The organism is Desulfosoma caldarium (assembly GCF_003751385.1).
GTDB classification, from domain to species: domain Bacteria; phylum Desulfobacterota; class Syntrophobacteria; order Syntrophobacterales; family DSM-9756; genus Desulfosoma; species Desulfosoma caldarium.
Map to the genome: position 1 here is coordinate 388,824 of NZ_RJVA01000010.1, position 17,473 is coordinate 406,296.

15 protein-coding genes, 1 tRNA gene and 1 pseudogene are annotated in these 17,473 nt (G+C 58.0%); 12 read left to right on the forward strand and 5 right to left on the reverse strand.

Annotated elements, in window-relative coordinates; translation table 11 throughout:
• Positions 1-4: 4 nt before the first annotated feature.
• Together EDC27_RS05045 and EDC27_RS05050 are read right to left on the reverse strand one after the other, a co-directional pair.
• Positions 5-2,230, reverse strand: coding sequence for a 6-phosphofructokinase (locus EDC27_RS05045; RefSeq protein WP_123289507.1), 2,226 nt, complete (start codon positions 2,228-2,230; stop codon positions 5-7).
• Between the two features lie 46 nt (positions 2,231-2,276).
• On the reverse strand, positions 2,277-2,681 hold the full coding sequence (locus tag EDC27_RS05050; protein ID WP_123289508.1) for a PaaI family thioesterase: 405 nt from the start codon (positions 2,679-2,681) through the stop codon (positions 2,277-2,279).
• 134 nt (positions 2,682-2,815) lie between these two features.
• Here EDC27_RS05050 and EDC27_RS05055 point away from each other — a divergent pair.
• The 4 genes and pseudogenes from EDC27_RS05055 (at position 2,816) to EDC27_RS16215 (ending at position 4,813) form a co-directional block, all read left to right on the forward strand.
• Positions 2,816-2,893: transfer RNA gene (locus EDC27_RS05055), tRNA-Pro, on the forward strand.
• Between the two features lie 653 nt (positions 2,894-3,546).
• Positions 3,547-3,915: an ATP-binding cassette domain-containing protein gene (locus EDC27_RS05060; RefSeq protein WP_170161599.1), complete on the forward strand. Its 369-nt coding sequence runs from the start codon at positions 3,547-3,549 to the stop codon at positions 3,913-3,915.
• A 53-nt stretch (positions 3,916-3,968) separates the two neighbouring features.
• The gene (locus tag EDC27_RS05065) at positions 3,969-4,163 is read left to right on the forward strand and encodes a P-loop NTPase family protein (RefSeq protein WP_123289510.1); all 195 of its coding nucleotides are present in this window, start codon (positions 3,969-3,971) and stop codon (positions 4,161-4,163) included.
• A 111-nt stretch (positions 4,164-4,274) separates the two neighbouring features.
• Positions 4,275-4,813: pseudogene (locus tag EDC27_RS16215) on the forward strand (ABC transporter permease).
• Between the two features lie 336 nt (positions 4,814-5,149).
• Here EDC27_RS16215 and EDC27_RS05075 read toward each other — a convergent pair.
• Positions 5,150-7,117 (reverse strand): chemotaxis protein CheW, encoded by a 1,968-nt coding sequence (locus tag EDC27_RS05075; protein WP_123289687.1) that lies wholly within the window; start codon positions 7,115-7,117, stop codon positions 5,150-5,152.
• Positions 7,118-7,562: 445 nt separating this feature from the next.
• Here EDC27_RS05075 and EDC27_RS05080 point away from each other — a divergent pair, with 445 nt between their 5' ends.
• The 8 genes from EDC27_RS05080 (at position 7,563) to EDC27_RS05115 (ending at position 15,541) form a co-directional block, all read left to right on the forward strand.
• Complete coding sequence (locus EDC27_RS05080) at positions 7,563-8,612, forward strand: GAF domain-containing protein (protein ID WP_170161600.1); 1,050 nt, start codon at positions 7,563-7,565, stop codon at positions 8,610-8,612.
• A 13-nt stretch (positions 8,613-8,625) separates the two neighbouring features.
• Positions 8,626-9,192 carry a 4Fe-4S dicluster domain-containing protein gene (locus tag EDC27_RS05085; RefSeq protein WP_123289512.1) on the forward strand — a complete coding sequence of 189 codons (567 nt, stop codon included), beginning with the start codon at positions 8,626-8,628 and terminating at the stop codon, positions 9,190-9,192.
• 34 nt (positions 9,193-9,226) lie between these two features.
• Positions 9,227-10,150 carry a CoB--CoM heterodisulfide reductase iron-sulfur subunit B family protein gene (locus EDC27_RS05090; protein WP_123289688.1) on the forward strand — a complete coding sequence of 308 codons (924 nt, stop codon included), beginning with the start codon at positions 9,227-9,229 and terminating at the stop codon, positions 10,148-10,150.
• Between the two features lie 75 nt (positions 10,151-10,225).
• On the forward strand, positions 10,226-12,184 hold the full coding sequence (locus EDC27_RS05095) for a CoB--CoM heterodisulfide reductase iron-sulfur subunit A family protein (RefSeq protein ID WP_123289513.1): 1,959 nt from the start codon (positions 10,226-10,228) through the stop codon (positions 12,182-12,184).
• A complete protein-coding gene (locus tag EDC27_RS05100) occupies positions 12,177-12,629 on the forward strand; it encodes a hydrogenase iron-sulfur subunit (RefSeq protein ID WP_170161544.1) in 453 nt (150 codons plus the stop codon). The genes EDC27_RS05095 and EDC27_RS05100 overlap by 8 nt, the downstream gene beginning before the upstream one ends.
• A gap of 25 nt (positions 12,630-12,654) precedes the next feature.
• A complete protein-coding gene (locus EDC27_RS05105; protein WP_170161601.1) occupies positions 12,655-13,605 on the forward strand; it encodes a Coenzyme F420 hydrogenase/dehydrogenase, beta subunit C-terminal domain in 951 nt (316 codons plus the stop codon).
• A gap of 39 nt (positions 13,606-13,644) precedes the next feature.
• The gene (locus tag EDC27_RS05110; RefSeq protein WP_123289516.1) at positions 13,645-14,706 is read left to right on the forward strand and encodes a 4Fe-4S dicluster domain-containing protein; all 1,062 of its coding nucleotides are present in this window, start codon (positions 13,645-13,647) and stop codon (positions 14,704-14,706) included.
• The gene (locus EDC27_RS05115) at positions 14,699-15,541 is read left to right on the forward strand and encodes an FAD/NAD(P)-binding protein (protein WP_123289517.1); all 843 of its coding nucleotides are present in this window, start codon (positions 14,699-14,701) and stop codon (positions 15,539-15,541) included. Before EDC27_RS05110 ends, EDC27_RS05115 begins: the two co-directional genes overlap by 8 nt.
• A gap of 31 nt (positions 15,542-15,572) precedes the next feature.
• On the opposite strand, the gene EDC27_RS05120 is transcribed toward EDC27_RS05115, so the two are convergent.
• Both EDC27_RS05120 and EDC27_RS05125 read right to left on the reverse strand, forming a co-directional pair.
• Entirely contained in the window at positions 15,573-16,730 is a 1,158-nt protein-coding gene (locus tag EDC27_RS05120) for a DUF484 family protein (protein ID WP_123289518.1), read from the reverse strand.
• 18 nt (positions 16,731-16,748) lie between these two features.
• Positions 16,749-17,396, reverse strand: coding sequence for a protein-L-isoaspartate(D-aspartate) O-methyltransferase (locus tag EDC27_RS05125; protein WP_123289519.1), 648 nt, complete (start codon positions 17,394-17,396; stop codon positions 16,749-16,751).
• Positions 17,397-17,473: the final 77 nt, after the last annotated feature.

Genomic DNA, 17,473 nt, shown 5'->3' on the forward strand with positions numbered 1-17,473 from the left:
GGCCCTACTCCGATCCGGCCACGGAACATGCGGGCGCATGCTTGGCCAGCGTCTCTGCCATCGCGCTCAGCTCCAGGAACCATTGGCGCTTGGGACGCCCTTCCCTCACATCCATCTCCTCCATAACCTGCTGCAGCGGTGTGACCTCGAGGTCTCCTCCTTTTTGCCCCAAAGCCAACACTTCCTTTTGATCCTGACGCAACATGGTGCTCATTTGTTGAGCTGCCGCCGATCCCATACGGCTCGCCAAAATGCGATCAAAGGCCGAAGGAACGCCCCCTCGCTGCAGATGCCCCAAAATGGCGGTGCGCACTTGATAGAATCCCCGACTCTCCTCCTCCAAAAGCCGAGCGATGAAGTCGGTGGTATAGTGCTTCGACGCATTCTCGTTGCGTAAATAAAGAACCATTCTCTTGCCGCATTGAAAGCTTGCCCGAAGGACGGCCACATCCTCGTTGAGTTCCGCCAGAGTAATGCCTTTTTCCGGCAAGTACGCCTTTTCGGCGCCCGAGGCCAAAGCGGCCATCAAGGCCAAATACCCGGACTGGCGCCCCATGACTTCTACCACAAAGGTGCGCTTGGTGGCTCCCGCCGTGTGGCGGATTTTGTCCAGGTCTTGAACGATGTTGTTGAGAGCGGTGTCTCCTCCAATGGTAAATTCCGTCCCCGGCAAATTGTTGTCGATGGTTGCCGGGACCAGGACCATAGGGATGGCCAAGGCCTTTAGTTCTGGCATGTGGTGCATGAGCGTGGTCACGTTCATGTAGGTTCCGAGGCCACCGATGGCGATGAGGCCGCGAATGTTGTGCTTTTCGATGGTTTCCGCCACGCGCTGCACATCCTCTTCAGTCAAACTGTGGCGCACGGTGCCCAGTTCAGAACTGGGGCGATTGACCCACGAGGTGAGCTCGTTCCATTCGAGCATCATGAATTCGCCGCGAATTAAGCCCCAAAAGGCATCGCGCACGCCCACCACGGGAAACCCCTCGTTCATGAGGCAGCGGGCAGCGATGCTTACCGCCGTGTTCATGCCCGGCGCATCGGCCCCCCCGGTCAGGATGGCCACGGGGCCGTTTCCCTGCATCGCGGCGGCTGGTTCAATGCGCGTCAAGGTCTTGAAAAGTTCCAGGGTGCGGACAAAACTCTCTCCTCGCAGCCGCTGGGCTTCTCTGTAGGCGCCCTGATCGATCTGTTGGCCCACCGCCTGGCTCTTTTCCACCACTTCCATCAAGAGCGTCATATGGATTCGGTTTTTTTGCAATCCGATCATGTGCCGCAGCGGCCGATCGCCTGCCTGAACCAAAGCGTCGACGGCAGCTACACCCAAGCGGGTGGCCAAAATGCGGTCAAAAGCCGACGGAGCTCCCCCTCGCTGGACATGGCCCAAGACGGTCACACGCACATCGATGCCCAATCGATCGGCCAAAATCTTTTTGAGCTCCTCCGTGCGAATGGGCAAACCATCGGGATGACGCGCCCCTTCCGCCACGACCACCATCTGGTGCGGGCGGCCGATGGCTCGAGCCTTTTCGATGGCCCGAATCATCTTATGATGCCATCGCAGGTCCAATTCTTCTTCGGGCACCAGCACCCAGGAAGCCCCTCCACCCAGGGCGCCCATAAGCGCCAAATAGCCGCAATGGCGCCCCATGGTTTCGACCACAAAGGTGCGCTGATGGGATGCTGCCGTGGATGTGAGATCGTCGATGGCGCGCACGATGTGGTTCAGGGCCGTGTCCACCCCGATGGACATGTCCGTGCCGTAAAGGTCGTTGTCGATGGATCCGGGAAGACCGACCACGTCCAGAGACGGGGGCACTTTCCCTAATTCGCCCAAGAGTCCTTCTTTCTCCAACGCTTCCACATGGGAAGGCCACTCTTCGGCCAAGACATGAGCTCCCATCAAGGACCCGTCGCCGCCGATGACCACCAAGGCATCCACGCCTAAGGTCACCAAATGGCGCACTGCCTGGCGCCGCCCTTCAAGGGTGCGAAACCGTTCCGATCGGGCCGTGCCCAAAAAGGTGCCGCCTCGCGGCAAAATGCCGCCGACGTCATTCCAGCCCAAAGGCCGAATGGCTTCTCCGCCGGACACGAGCCCCTCGTAGCCGTTGTAGATGCCGTAGACTTTGAACCCGCAATCCAAAGCGCGGCGCACCACAGCACGCACTGCCGCATTCATGCCGGGCGCATCGCCGCCGCTGGTTAGCACTGCGAGGCTTCGTTCCATGGTTTCCTCCCCATTGCCAAGGGATCATATAGAATGGAAAAAAGGTTCATGCCTTTGAGACGGCATAGCTGGCCAGAGCTACGGCCGTCAATCGCCCTTCTGTGTCCACAATCTGCACATAGGCTGTGCCAACGCGCGAGCCGCATTTGAGCACCTGGGCTTCGGCCGTGAGGTCGGAGCGGCCGGGGCCGAGATAGTTCACACTCATTTCGATGGTGGGCGTGAAGTCTTTTTCGTCCAGCAATGAAAGCAGAGCCATGGCCCCTGCAAAATCCGCCAGAGTGCTCACAAGACCTCCGTGCACCATGCCTCGAGAATTGCACATATGGGACTGATAAGGAAGCTGCACACGGGCTCTTCCGCCTTGCGCTTCCAAAACCTGAAGTCCCAGCCACTGCACCGCGGGGACCAGCCTCACTCGATGCGCCACATGATCGCAGACTCCATCCATCACAATCCTTAATGCCTCCTTTTTGGCTATTTTCTATTCAATCAAAGCCCCCATGAGGGGCGGTGCCAATCGTCTTGCATTTCCCTGATCGCTATGGTAGGCACCGAGCCAGTCCCGGTCCGCTCGGGACACGTCGGGGCGTAGCGCAGACTGGTCAGCGCACCTGCCTTGGGAGCAGGGGGTCGGCGGTTCAAATCCGCCCGTCCCGACCAGGAAAATCCACCTCCATCCGTTCACCTTCGGCATAGCCTTCCGTAAGGTTCTCTCAAAATGGTCCCCTGGCTTTATCAGGAAGGAGGGCCTTGCGCACACGATCTGGAGGCCTATGGCTCATGCCTGGCGCCCGCCGCACGGCGCGATAAGATTTCGCGTCTTGCGCCGCTTCAACAGTTGGGCTTTCCGAACAAACCCATCCCCCCACGTTCCCCCTCAATCACTCGCCGACAACGATGACATTTACCCCAGGCAAAAGCGTTCGTCAAAGTTGTGCACTCCATAGGCCTCTTGAGTGAATCCACAGCAGGCTGATTTTTCTATCGTGCCTCGCCTTTCTTTGGCTTAAGAACAGCGCCGCTGTAAAAAGGGTCCAACCTACAGGCCGAGTCGATGATGTTGTCGGTAAGGCCCAAAATTGGCTCCATTTCTGGTTCCCTGACTTGAAAATAGATTGATGTCGCCACGCATTTTTCTGGCCATCGCGTTTGTTCTGAGCTCATTGGGACACGAAAGCGTGGTCTGATCGCTGTGCATCCATGGACGCATGGGAACGGAAACCAGGAGGACCACTCTGTGAGAACCCGTTCTTCGTTGCATCGACCTCCACCAGACCCTGCCTGATGGTCGCTCCATTTTTGATGGCTTCTGCTTGGAGATTTACCCCTCACAATGGATCCAGATTGTGGGGCCTTCAGGGTGCGGGAAAACCACGCTGCTTCGCATGCTGGCCGCCTTTGAACACCCTGAGGCGGGCACCATCTTGTGGAACGGAGCCCCGCTGGAAACCGTGCCGGGGCCCGTTTTAAGAAGCTCGGTGATCTATGTGGCGCAAACAACCGGCGCCATCGCCGGCACGGTGCTCAACAACCTGCTCGTTGCCTTTGGCTTTCGAAGCCATCGAAGCCGATCTCGACCGCCCTTGGAAAAACTTCGCCATCGCTTGGACCGAATAGGCCTGGAGGAGGTGGCCTTGGACCGACAATTTCACGACCTGTCCGACGGCAACGCCATAGGGTAGCCCTCCTGCGCGCCCTGCTCCTGCACCCTCAGGTGCTTTTGCTGGACGAACCCATGAGCACCCTGGACAGGGAAAGTCAGGGCTCGGTGGAGGCCTTGTTGGGGGAGGTGCGGGTTCAGGAGGCCACAAGCATCGTCATGGTGAGTCATCAAGAACTCGTGCACACGAGATCCGATGCGGTGCTTCGCCTGCATTTGGGACGTTTAGTACCCAAAGGAGCGCAAGGGCATGGAACAGGCTCTCGCTGAAATCGGTACCTTTTACCTTCTGGTGGCTCTGGGCTTCATGTGCTTGGGGACATCACATCCCTCATACACGGCCTCGGTCTCGAGAAGGACCTTTTCTGGGGCACCCTTCGAATGTTTGTTCAGCTTTTCGTCATGGGCTACGTCTTAACCGTGATTTTTCGCGTTCCACACCAGGCTCCTGTTCTGGGCTTCTATGGCCTCATGATCTTTGCCGCCGCCTGGATCATTCGCAGCCGTGTATCCGAAAAGACCGTGGCTTTCTTCCTGCCCACGCTGGCTTCCATGCTGACCAGTTATTTTATCATCACTTATGTGGTGACCGCCTTGGTTGTTGACGTCCACCCCTGGCGGCGGCCTCAGGTCTTCCTGCCTTTGGGCGGCATGCTCATTGGCAATTCCATGAACGCAGTGGCCATAGCCCTGAACGTCTTTTTGGCGAACTTCGCCGTCGTCGAGGGGATGTGGAAACGCTGCTCAGCCTGGGAGCGGACTACAAGGAAGCCAATACGGAAATGTTTCGAGCGGCCATCAAGGCGGGCATGATTCCTTCCATCAATACCATGATGGGCGTGGGCATCGTGTTTTTGCCCGGCATGATGACCGGGCAGACTCTCGTCGGCGCGGATCCACTGGTATCCATCCGCTACTAGATCGTGGTCATGCTTATGCTTGTGGGGTCCACCACCTTGGGGACGTTATTGGTGCTCTGGCTGGTGCGCCAACGCTGCTTCGGCCCTCAACACGAACTGCGGCTGAGCTGACCAACAGGCAGCGCCCCGTTATGTTTTCTGACAACCCAGCCACTTGGCCACGCACCGCGGCACGCACGGCCAAGCCTTTTCCAGCAACCAGCTCGCACCTTGTCCCCAAATAGCTCTGGGAGCAGCGGCGCACGCCGCGACACCGTATCGCCCCTTGCGGCCTTCTATCAAACCAAACACAAACAGCCTGCTCGAACAGATGGCTGAGAATTCGTCCCTTTAGGGTTAGGCAGCCTCTTGGCCTTCATTGCGTTGATTTGGAAGCAAGGCCTCCGGGTGCGAAAAGAGGCGGTGTACATTCAGCAAAATGCGCACCTTATCGCCGTCTTTGGCCAGGCCGGCGATGTACTCCAACGGTGCGCCCAAACCGTAGGCAGGCGCATCTTCGATCTGGGTTGCCTTAATGTTTTCCACATGGGAGACAGTGTCAACGACGATGCCCAATGGGATAATGCGATCTGTGCGAGGAATGTCCAAAATGATGATGCATGTGCGGTTGTGGTACGGAAGCTCGGGAAGGCCGAATTTGAGCCGAAGATCCACCACGGGAATGACCTTTCCTCTCAAATTGACCACTCCTTTTACTTCCGAAGACACCTCCGGCACGGACCGTATGGGCATCATGCCGACAATTTCCTTGACGGTCAAAACGTCCAGCCCGTAGGTCTGATCCATAAGGGTAAAGATGAGGTATTGACCCTCGCGATCCAGATTCGCCTTGCTGGACCGGACAGCTTGGTTTTCCAGATCGGCCACTTTTTTATGGGCAAAGTCGGTCGCATCATGGAGCACCGACCGACGCGAGACACCTCCAGCTTGCAGGCAGGCCTTTTCCGCAAATCGAAGGTCTAAAAGGCGGTTCACGTCAATGCGCGAACCCAAACCCATACGTTCCACCATGTAATCTTGAATTTTGACAAAATCGTCGGCTAGGGGCAGCAAGTCGTCCGTTTTGACCCCCATGGGATCGGCGAGCACGTTTTTGAGGATGGCCTTTTTCAACCCCAGAGTGCCTTGAGGGTCCAGAAAATCGACCCCGATTTCGGCGGCATTGTCCGGGTTAACGCTTATGTACTTGCCCGCATGGACCAACATGCCGACCAATTCCTGCGCGGCCTCGGGGTGCTGCTCGAGGATCTCATCGCGCATGGCCACCACGCAGCAGGGATGATTTTCCCACAGTTCACCGGACAGGAAAAGCTCATCGGCCAGCCCGGCGGCGATTGCCTTGGTCCCGATGGGTTCGGCCACCATAAAGCCGCATGCACTCGACTGCCCGGACAGAAACTCCGGCATGCGCACCGGCGGGACCACTTCATAGAGAACATCGCAGCCGGCGTTCGAACCCATACCCGGATTCAGTCCCAGCCCGGTGAAGAACATGTGAGACAGGATATGGTGGATGGACAATTCATGAGGAATGTAAAAGGTTTTTCCTTGGAACATAGCCTTGAGGGACTGGGCGGAAGCCTTTTTTCGCACAGCAATGCTCCCGTTCTTATGGGCCAAAAGGATAATGTGCAGGGGCACGCCGTAGGCGAATAGGTCCATGGCCAAAGGAGCCAGGACGAAAGCCGCATCCACCTCTCCTTCCGCCAGGGCTTTTTGCACGGGATTCCAGCTGGACATGCACAACGTTTCCAGTTCAAAGTGCCGCGGTTTCAGCTTCCCGGTTTCGATCAAGCTTTTAACTACGCCCAGGGTGAGGTGATCGGTAATCTGAATATGGGCCACTTTGAGCCGCAGCCGCCCCGAGGTGGTGCGTTCGGGCTGTCGTACGCGGCTGTGCTGGCGTCCGGCCAACGTTTTTCCCGCAAAGGTCTCGTCGATGGCGCTCTGGAGCTCCTGGGGAGCAAAGGGCTTCGTGATGACATTGTTGGCACCGGCCTCTGCTGCCTCCATTCTCTCTTTCATCTGGGCACGGCCGGTGGCCATGATGAAAGGCAAATCGCGATAGGCTTCCTGAGAGCGCAAAGCGCGAACGAGCTCAAGGCCTCCCATGCCGGGCATGTTCCAATCGCTGATCACCAGGGCCACATGCGGATTGTCGCGCAACAGGCGCAGAGCGTGCTCTCCGTTTTCGGCCTCCAAAATATTGTGGTAGCCGAGGGAGTTCAGAACCTTTATTTCCATCTTTCTCGTGATAGCCGAATCCTCCACGAGCAGAATGAGTTGATCTTTTCCCGATGTCATGGTTTTCCCCCGCCGTTTGTCGTCCAAGGAAAGCATAGCGCACCCACACCCACCTCTTTCCCTTTGCGCTCGGTTCGGTTTCATGCCGCGACTAATCTTTGTAAACATCGGCCGATCAGGCAAAGAACTTGAGACCAAAATCCACCCCAGAGTGTTTTATTGCCCATTGCATCACACATCACGCCATCGACCCAAGTAAACTTGGGCGCCATTTCAATGGACCCGACCTCGGTTGTCTTTAAGAGATGAGAAAGCTGTGGGGACCGTATCAGGGGCCATCGGTGGTCAGGCGAAGGATATGACAGCAAAGGGATTGACATGACTGGCCGGGTTTGTCTAGATTGGCGCCCCTAGAATGAACCATGATTCAGTAGCCTCTCGAGAGGTTTTCGAGGGGTTTTTTGTTCTCCCATGGGCAATGTCGCATGGAACAAGGAAGGCCGCTATGGATGTGACCAGCGTACTCAAGCCTTTTGTCGAGGTCAGCCGCGCTCTGTGTGACGGTGTGGAAGCGGCGGATGTCATGAACCTCATCACGCGACGCCTCACCGAGTGTCTGGCTCTTAAAGGGGCGGTCATCAAGGCTTACGACCGAAGCCGATCCCGGCTGGAACTGGTGGCCGGCTATGGGCTCAGCGAAAATTTTCTCTTTTCCAAACCACGGGAAGGGAGCTTGTGCGCTTCCGTGCCCCGGCAGGTGGTGCAGATTGAAGATCTGCGCCTCGAAGGCAACGGCGCCGACTTTGAGGGGCTGCTTCTGGAGGGCGTGCGCGCAGCGGTCGCGGTGCCTTTGGAAGTGGAGCAGCAACCGAAGGGCATGCTGGCCTTGTTTGCCGCCGAGCCTCGAAAGTTCACTCGGGAAGAACTCCAGTTTGCGGAGGCTCTCGCGGGCCGAGGCATCGTCGCGCTGGCCTGGGAACACAAGCTGGAGGACATCATCGAGCGGGAGCGGCGCTATCTTTCCAGTTTTCAAGAAATCTCCCACGCCATCAATTCCACGCTGTCTATCAACAAGGTCTTGGAACTGGTGGTGACCAAAATCACCCAGGTCATGGGTGTTTTGGGCACAACCGTGCGGCTTCTGGACACCAAGACCAACACCTTGTATTTGGCCCAAGCCTACGGCCTGAGCGAACGATTTCTCAAAAAAGGGCCTGTGGACGCGGCCAAGAGCATCGCCGAAAACATGGCAGGCCGCATTGTGGTCATCGAGGATGTGTTCACCGACCCTCGCATTCAGTACCGAAGCGAAGTCATCGAGGAGGGCATTCGCAAGATCCTTTCCATTCCCCTTCAGGTGCGAGGCAAGGTTATCGGTGTGCTGCGCATTCTCACCGGCGAACGGCCTCCGTTTCACGACCTGGAAATTCAATTTGCCGCCGCCATCGCCCAGCAGTGTGCCATGGCCATTGAAAACGCTCGCATGTACCAACGCGTCAAGTACGAGTACCAGCAGCTTCTGATCGATTTCGGCTACGAGGGAAGCAGCCGCTAAGGGCGAAAAGATCATGAAAAACGGCCAAAACTTTCTGAAGATTCAGGCACAGAGCGATCCCGACTTTGTGCGCCGCGTCGAAGAGTCCAGCGGTCAGCGGATTTCTTTTTGTTACCAGTGCGGCAACTGCACCGCCAGCTGCGCCTTTACGGGCGATTACGATTTTCCCGTCAACCAGGTCATGCGGTTGGTGCAGTTGGGCCAACAGGACACCGTGCTTCATTGTCGAGCCATCTGGCTGTGCGGCCAATGTCAGGCCTGCACGGTCCGGTGCCCGTGCACCATCGACGTGGCACGGGTCATGGCAACGCTTCGATTCATGGCTCTGGAAAAGGGCTGTGTGGCCGACAAGAACGTCAAGCGCTTTGCCGAGGAGTTCTTGCGGTCGGTGTCCATTTTCGGGCGCGTTTTTGAAAGCGGCCTTCTTGCCGCCTACAAGGCCCGCTCGGGAATGCTCCTTGCCGATGTGGGTCTGGCGCCTGAACTTTTCAAAAGAGGCAAGCTCAGCTTTGTGCCTCATCGCATTCCAGGACGTCGCCACGTGGCCGCATTGGTGAAGCGCTTTGCGAATGTTCCGTGAGCCCCCTTTATGCGTTCTCAGGTGATGTATGCTCATGAACGATCCCGTTGCCTACTACCCTGGATGTTCCCTGGAAGGCCTGGCCGTGGAATACGACTTATCCACCCGCAGCGTTTGCCACGCCCTCGGCCTTTCGCTCGTGGAATTGGAAGACTGGAACTGTTGCGGCTCGACTCCGGCATCCCTTTACGATCCGATGTTGTCCGCGACCCTTGCCGGACGCAATCTCCTTTTGGCTCAAAGGGCCCGCCTGAAAACCGTCATGACCCCTTGCCCCGGCTGCCTGAAAGCCCTCAAAGGGGCCATCAAGGCCCATGCCCTGCACTCTGAGGCCTTTGAAGAGGCCCTTGGGCATCCATACGAGGGCACGGTGCGCGCCGTCTCCGTCCTGCAGCTTCTTTACGAAAAGGTGGGTCCGAACACCTTGGCGCACGCCGTACGATGGCCTTTGGATGGCCTCTCGGTGGTCCCCTACTACGGATGCCTTTTGACGCGGCCTGAAAGATCGGCTCAGTTTGACGACCCGGAAAACCCCGTCTCCATGGACCTTCTTTTGGAAGCTCTGGGATGTGTCGTGCCCCACTTTCCTTTCAAGACGGAGTGCTGCGGTGCCACATCGGGCATCACGCGTGCCGATGTGGTGGCCCGCCTCTCGGGTCGCCTTTTGGACATGGCACGCCGCTCGGGCGCGCAGGCCATCGTCGTGGCCTGCCCCTTGTGCCAGCAGAACCTGGACCTCAGGCAGGCCCAGGCGGAAAAGGCCATGAGGTCTCGCTTCGGTCTGCCGGTCCTGTACCTGACCCAAATCATCGGGTGGGCTCTCGGGCTTCCCGAACAGGATCTGGGGTTGGGAAAGCTCGTGGTGTCTCCCTTTGGGGTTCTTCCTGTGCGGAACCGTCGGGAGCCATCGCATTCGGAATGTGTCGAAAACCGTGGATCCCCGCTTTCACGGGGATGACCCAAGGGACGTGAAACGGCATATCGGGAAAGTTATCTCGCCGACCATTGTGGACCGTGAATTAAAGGAACCCTCATGCGCATTGGTGTTTTTGTCTGCCGCTGCGGCACCAACATCGCCGGCACCGTCGACACGCAACACGTGGCGGCCGAGGCCTTGACCTGGCCCGACGTGGTTTACGCCACGGAGCTTCTGTACACCTGCTCCGAACCCGGCCAAAAGGAGATTCAAAACGCCGTCGTGACCCACGGATTGCAGGGCGTGGTGGTGGCCGCCTGTTCCCCGCGCATGCACGAACTTACCTTTCGGCGTGCCGTGGAAAAAGCGGGACTCAACCGCTACATGCTGGAAATGGCCAACATTCGAGAGCATGTGTCCTGGATCGGCACGGACAAGAGCGTCAACACGCGCAAGGCAGCCGATCTGGTGCGCATGGCCGTGGCAAAAGTGCGGCGCAACGAACCCCTTTTCGGCTCCCAGGTTCCCCTCACCAAACGGGTCATGGTCATCGGAGGCGGTGTCGCGGGCATTCAGGCCGCTTTGGATTGCGCCGACGCGGGCCTGGAAGTGGTCCTGGTGGAACGGGAAGCCACCATCGGCGGCAAGATGGCCAAGCTGGACAAGACCTTCCCCACCATCGACTGCTCCTCGTGCATTCTCGGCCCCAAGATGGTCGATGTGGCCCAAAAGGAAAACATCACGCTGCACACCTTTACGGAAGTGGAATCCCTGAGCGGCACCATCGGCAACTTCACGGTCGCGTTGCGGAAAAAAGCCACCTACGTGGATTGGAGTGCCTGCACGGGCTGCGGCGTGTGCATGGCAAAATGCCCGGCCAAGAAAAACCCCGATCCCTTCAACGAGGGTTTGGGGACGGCTTCAGCCATTCGCATTCCCTTTCCCCAAGCCATTCCCAAGAAGGCCCACATTGACAAGGAAGCCTGCCGCTATTTCAAGACAGGCAAGTGCCGAGTGTGCCAAAAAATCTGCCCGGTGCATGCGGTCCACTTTGATATGGAGGATCGCCACATCACGGAAAATGTGGGAGCCATCATCGTGGCCACAGGCTACGACCTTTTCAATCCCATAGCTTATGGAGAATACGGCGCCGGCCGATATGCGGACGTGATCAACACCATGCAGTTCGAACGCATCCTCAGCGCCTCCGGTCCTTACGGCGGCCATATTCGGCGCCCTTCCGACGGACGGGAGCCTCGGGACATCGTCTTCGTGGGCTGCGTGGGATCCCGGGACAAGTCCGTGAACAGACCTTACTGTTCCGCCGTGTGCTGCATGGTCATGGCCAAGCAGGCCATTCTGGCGCGGGATCACATTCCCGAGGCGCGATGCTACGTGTTCTACATGGACATTCGAGCTCCCGGAAAAAATTACGATGAGTTCGTTCGCCGCGCCGTGGAAGACTATGGGGTTCAGTACATTCGAGGACGCGTGGGCAAGATTTATCCCTTGGGCGATCGGCTGGTAGTTCAAGGGGCCGACACGCTTCTTGGCGCGCAAGTGGAAGTGGAAGCCGATTTGGTGGTCCTGGCCACGGGCATGGAACCTTCTCACGGCGCGCAGGACTTGGCTGAAAAACTGCGTATTTCCTGCGATGCGCACGGCTTTTTCATGGAAGGCCATCCCAAGCTGAAGCCCGTGGAAACCAACACCGCCGGGATTTACCTGGCCGGCACGTGCCAAGGACCAAAGGACATTCCTGCTTCGGTGGCGCAAGGAAGCGCTGCCGCAGCCAAGGTCTTGGCTCTATTCGCCCGCGACAGCATCACCACCGACCCGCAAACCGCCGGCGTGCTGGAAAGGGCGTGCATCGGATGCGGCAAGTGCCTGAGCGTCTGCCCCTTTGGCGCCATAGAGTGGAAGTCGCTTCGGGACGGTTCCAGAAAAGCTCATGTGCTGGATACGGTCTGCCAAGGCTGCGGTCTGTGCAACGCCACGTGTCCCTCAAAGGCCGTGCAGCTCAAACACTTTACGGACGACCAAATCCTGGCCGAATTGGAGGCGTTGTGTGCGTGACGAGGCCCTGAACATCACAAACCAAACCGAGGCTTCCCTTCGCATCGTCGGATTCCTGTGCAATTGGTGCTCTTACGGTGGGGCGGACACGGCCGGCGTGTGCCGATTTCGCCAGCCGCCTCTGCTGCGCATCGTTCGCATTCCCTGCACAGGACGCATGGACCCTTTGTTCGTCATCAAGGCGCTGGCGCAGGGCGCCGACGGGGTTCTGGTCTCCGGCTGCCATCCCAAGGACTGCCATTACGCCGTGGGAAATTTATACGCACGGCGCCGGCTGGAAATGGTCGGACGCTTTTTGCCCTTCATCGGCATCGACCCGAGGCGGTTTCGCTTCACGTGGGTATCCGCCTCCGAAGGCCAACGCTGGCAGCAGGTGGTGACGGAGTTTTCTGAGGTCATCGAAAAACTTGGGCCCAACCCCGGCCTTCGGTCCCATGCCGGGTGATTTTCCCGAGAGGTTTCGAGAAGACATGAACACGCTCCAATCCATTGTGGAATCCATTTGGGATCAGGTGGATGTGGTCTTGGGCTGGCGCGTCGGTTACGATCCGCTACATCCGGTGCCGACCTTTGTTCGAGACCGCAAGGACATCGCGTCCCTCATCTGGAATCCTCTGTGCGCACCCAACCTTTCCGTGTTCTTGGCAAAATTTTTTCGCACCGCGTCTCAAAGGGATAAAAAAATCGGCATTCTGGCCAAGGGCTGTGACAGCCGCTCCCTGACGGCCCTCATTCAGGAAGGGCTCGTGGACCGAGATCGCCTGCTCATTGTGGGCCTGACCTGCCCGGGCACCGTGGACCCGGACGCCTTGGCGGCGGCCAGAACCCAATCCGGCCCCATCACCGCCGTCGCCTTTGCCAACGGCATGGTGGAAATCACCTCCGCCGACGGCGTGGAATGCGTGCCCCTGGACCGGGTTATCGAACGGCGCTGTCAGCGATGTCGCCACGCCCATCCCGTGCTCTACGATGTGGTACTGCACGATTTCGAGCCCAGACCCGTGCCAAAAGACCCCTTTGCTCACGTTGAAGCGCTGGAAAACCAGAGTCTAGAAGCTCGCAAGGCTTTTTGGCTCAAGGAACTGGAACGCTGCCTTCGCTGCTACGCCTGCCGCAATGCCTGCCCTTTGTGCGTGTGCCAAGATCATTGCCTTGCCGAATCGCGCACGCCCAAGTGGGTCACCCAAAAGGACACCGTAGCCGACAAATTCTTGTTTCACATGATCCATACCCTGCACCTGGCGGGCCGATGCACCGAATGCGGGGAGTGTGAACGGGCGTGTCCCATGAAAATCCCCGTTGGATTGCTGAAGGAAAAAACGGCCCAAATAGCCATGGATCTATGGCACTACGAATCCGGGACTGACCCGGGCGCTCGGCCGCCTTTGCTCAGCTACGACGCCTCGGTCACCGGCATCTGAAATCTTGTGTCCCCATGACGAACGGAATGTGAAACGGCTATGAACAACGCATCCTTTGTCTCCCATGCCGAGCTTGCCGATCTTCTCCGTCGCCTGTCGGAACAGGCCGAAGTGTGGGTCCCCACCCGGCAGGCCATGACCCCTCATCGGCCCATGTTCAGGCCTTTTCAGGCGGGCATGGACCTGGATTTTCAGCCCATGCCCGTCACGTCCGCCAAAGGCGTGCTTTTTCCCCAAGGGGAAGAGCTCCTGAAGTTTCGCAAGGAAAAATCACTTTCCGAGGCAACCGTCACAACACTGCTATGGGAAGATCCGGCCGTTTTCCGCCCGACTATCGTGTTCGGATGTCGGCCCTGTGATGCGCGGGGATTTTTGGTCTTTGATCGCGCCTTTCTTCAGGGTTCTTTTGTGGACCCGTTTTACAAGGCCCGGCGAGACAAGAACCTCGTGGTCTCCATGGTCTGTCCCGAGCCAGATGCGGCCTGCTTTTGCGGCGCCGTGGGCAGTCATCCGGCGGATACGGAGGGCAGTGACGTGCAGATGATTCCCGTCAAGGAAGGCTATGTGTTGCACGGTCTAACCGAAAAGGGGCAAGAATTTTTGAAAAATGTTGAAAACACTCCATCGCAAGCCCAGCAAGAGGAAGCGCGCCAGGTGTGGACATCGGCGCAGGGCTCAGTCGACTCAGGCGCGTCTTTAACAGACGATGCGCAGCATTTTTTCAAACGCTTTGCCGATACCGCCTTTTGGCGTTTCCACACGGAGCGATGCCTGAGCTGCGGTGTGTGCACGTATCTTTGCCCCACCTGTTATTGCTTTACCCTCACCGACGAAACCAACGGGGTGCACGGGGAGCGCCTTCGTTCCTGGGATGCCTGCATGTTTCATCACTTTACTCAAGAAGCCAGCGGCCATAATCCGCGGCCCACCAAGGCCGAACGGTTTCGCAATCGAGTGGGCCACAAGTTCAGCTATTTTCCCGAAAAGCACGGCCGGTTCGCCTGCTGCGGCTGTGGTCGCTGTCTCCGCCACTGCCCCGTGGGCATGGACATTCGCGCCATTGTGCGGGCCTTGGGTGAATCGGAGGAGGTTCATGACTAGAACGCAGCTCAAAGAACACCCCTATCGGCCGCACTTGGCCGTCATTAAGGAGATCATTCAAGAAACACCTACCATTCGCACTTTTCGTCTCACATGGAAAGACCCGGCAGTCTCGGCGCATTTTTCCTTTCAGCCGGGACAGGTGGGACAGCTTTCCGCCTTTGGTGTCGGCGAATCCACGTTCGTCATCAATTCTCCGCCCACCCGCAGAGAATACCTTCAGTTCAGCGTCATGCGCACGGGGGAAGTCACACGAGCCCTGCACCAGTTGAACGTGGGCGATACGGTGGGCGTGCGGGCCCCTCTGGGAAACAGCTTTCCGTACACCTCCATGAAAGGCCGGGACATTCTCTTCATCGGCGGCGGTATCGGTATGGCTCCTCTGCGCACGCTGCTTCTGACTATGATCGACAATCGAGCCGACTTCGGGGACATCACCGTCATTTACGGAGCTCGATCGCCCGAAGACCTCTGTTACCGCTACGAATTCGACGCATGGCGCGCGGCGCGCGTGAACCTTGTGCTCACCGTGGACCGCGAATTCCCCGGGTGGACAGAAAGGGTAGGATTCGTGCCGACCATTTTGGCCGAAGAGGCCCCTAATCCCTACAACCGGGTGGCCATCACCTGCGGTCCCCCCATCATGATCAAGTTCGTTTTGGCCGGCCTCAGGGAATTGGGCTACGAAGACGATCAGATCTACACCACTTTGGAGCGGCGCATGAAATGCGGCATCGGCTTGTGCGGCCGATGCAACATCGGCGGAACATATGTGTGCGTGGATGGCCCCGTCTTTTCAGGCACCGCCTTGCGCGCCATGCCTCCGGAACTGTAACGGGCACGGCCGACGCGGCAGCTTACAGCGTTCACTTTTCCGAAGGGAAAGCTTTGTCGGTGAAGGCGTCGGCTGCCCGCATGGAAGACTGAGAGGTTTTGAGAAGACACAGAGCCCTTTGGGCGGCGTCCAAAAGCTCAAAGGGTTTTTGCATGGTCGACGTCAACGTGGCCGTGCCGATGCGAGGTTTGATGAGAATGAGCGTTCGACCGTGGCGCAGAGGGGAACGCCGAATGAGGTCATGAAGCTTTGAGACCAGAATCTTCGCTTCCTGCGCGTCCGCGTAAGGGCACACCACAAGAAATTCCACACTGCCGTAGCGGCCGATAAATTTTTCGCCGTCCGGAAAGGTGCTGCGCAGCAGTTCCCCCACATGCCGCAGCACCGGATCCACCATGTCCTCGTGTTCCCCCGCCTCGTCCACGAATTCCAGATCCACGGCAAGCACGGACAGGGCCGCACCGCGTCTTTTGGCGCGTCGGAATTCCCTTTCCAACACGTTGTGAATCTGGAAAAAATTGAGCAGCCCCGTCGGCCCGTCTCGATCGGACAGGTCCTTCACACGCTCGTACGCCAGGCAGTTGTCCATACAAAGCGCAATCTTGATCCCCATTTGTTCAAGCAGTTCGGTGCCGTCCCCTGGACGGTAATGCGAAGGATCGGCACAGGCCAGAAGCAGAAAGCCGTAGTTGAGGTCGTGAATCCGCAAAGGCACCAGAGCCGCCGATCCCATGGGAAAAAACCTTTCGGACAACGATGGCATCCCACCTAAGAGGCACCGTAGAGGCTCTTCGCCCTGAAAGAGCACCGGCGCCAAAAGCTTCTCCGGAACGTCGCCAAACAATTGGTCTTGCTGAAGGGTCACAATGCACGTGCCCGTGTCGTCTTCCAGGGTCGAACCACTCCCGTTCATGAGTTCGGGAAAGAACCGATCTACAAGATCCGGATGGGTGAGGATGAGGGCCACGGCGTCCACAAGAAAGCGGGCTCGAATTTCCCTGAGCAGCTCGGAGGCCAGCCGATCAAAATCGCGCGTTCGAAACAGCACACGCTCGATTTCCACCATGTGCCGCCAGATCTTTTCGTTGGCCGCTGCCGTGTGAATCAGACGTTCCAGTTCTTCACGAAGACGTTGGTTTTCTTTGAGCACATCGGCTGAGGACCGCTCTTCTGTTGTCGCCCCGTTCATGTGCCACCCTTGATTTTCCTATTCTTCCCAGCCCCATTTGCCAATGAGATCCACGAAACGGCAGCCCCCTAGGCTGCTCTTGCGAATTCCTTCCGGAACCCGTTCCACCAGCACCAGATCCTGACTCAGCCGGTCCCCCACCGGCACCACAAGGCGACCTCCCATGACCAATTGATCCACTAAAGGCTGCGGAACCTTGGGCGCGCCCGCGGAAACCAAAATGGCATCAAAAGGTGCCTCCTCAGGCCAACCCATCGTGCCGTCCCCGACCTTCAGCACCACATTGCGGTACCCAAGCTTTTCCAGAATGTGGCGCGCCTTGTGCAACAAGCTCGGCAACCTCTCGATGCTAAACACCCTCTCGGCCAATTCCGCCAGAATAGCCGTCTGGTAGCCGGATCCCGTACCGATTTCCAAGACCTTTTCATGCCCTTGCAACTGCAAGGCTTCGGTCATGAGGGCCACGATGTAGGGCTGGCTGATGGTCTGCTTATCGCCGATGGGCAGCGGATGGTCCGCATAGGCCTGAGACTGCAGCGCCTCACTGACGAAAAGATGCCTGGGCACCTTGCGCATGGCAGCCAACACGCGGGGGTCATAAATCCCCCGGGTGACCAGCTGGGTGTCCACCATCCTGTCGCGAGCTTTTTGAAAATTATTGTTCATCATTCCACGAGTGTTATGTCAGGCTAAAAAAATACACGTTAACGCTTAGAACTAACTGAAAATTAAGTCAATTCCTT

Coding starts and splice junctions, on each gene's coding strand:
- EDC27_RS05045 (WP_123289507.1), bottom strand. CDS start 2,230: ATGGAACGAAGCCTCGCAGTGCTAACCAGCGGCGGCGATGCGCCCGGC.
- EDC27_RS05050 (WP_123289508.1), bottom strand. CDS start 2,681: ATGGATGGAGTCTGCGATCATGTGGCGCATCGAGTGAGGCTGGTCCCC.
- EDC27_RS05065 (WP_123289510.1), top strand. CDS start 3,969: ATGAGCACCCTGGACAGGGAAAGTCAGGGCTCGGTGGAGGCCTTGTTG.
- EDC27_RS05075 (WP_123289687.1), bottom strand. CDS start 7,117: ATGACATCGGGAAAAGATCAACTCATTCTGCTCGTGGAGGATTCGGCT.
- EDC27_RS05080 (WP_170161600.1), top strand. CDS start 7,563: ATGGATGTGACCAGCGTACTCAAGCCTTTTGTCGAGGTCAGCCGCGCT.
- EDC27_RS05085 (WP_123289512.1), top strand. CDS start 8,626: ATGAAAAACGGCCAAAACTTTCTGAAGATTCAGGCACAGAGCGATCCC.
- EDC27_RS05090 (WP_123289688.1), top strand. CDS start 9,227: ATGAACGATCCCGTTGCCTACTACCCTGGATGTTCCCTGGAAGGCCTG.
- EDC27_RS05095 (WP_123289513.1), top strand. CDS start 10,226: ATGCGCATTGGTGTTTTTGTCTGCCGCTGCGGCACCAACATCGCCGGC.
- EDC27_RS05105 (WP_170161601.1), top strand. CDS start 12,655: ATGAACACGCTCCAATCCATTGTGGAATCCATTTGGGATCAGGTGGAT.
- EDC27_RS05110 (WP_123289516.1), top strand. CDS start 13,645: ATGAACAACGCATCCTTTGTCTCCCATGCCGAGCTTGCCGATCTTCTC.
- EDC27_RS05115 (WP_123289517.1), top strand. CDS start 14,699: ATGACTAGAACGCAGCTCAAAGAACACCCCTATCGGCCGCACTTGGCC.
- EDC27_RS05120 (WP_123289518.1), bottom strand. CDS start 16,730: ATGAACGGGGCGACAACAGAAGAGCGGTCCTCAGCCGATGTGCTCAAA.
- EDC27_RS05125 (WP_123289519.1), bottom strand. CDS start 17,396: ATGAACAATAATTTTCAAAAAGCTCGCGACAGGATGGTGGACACCCAG.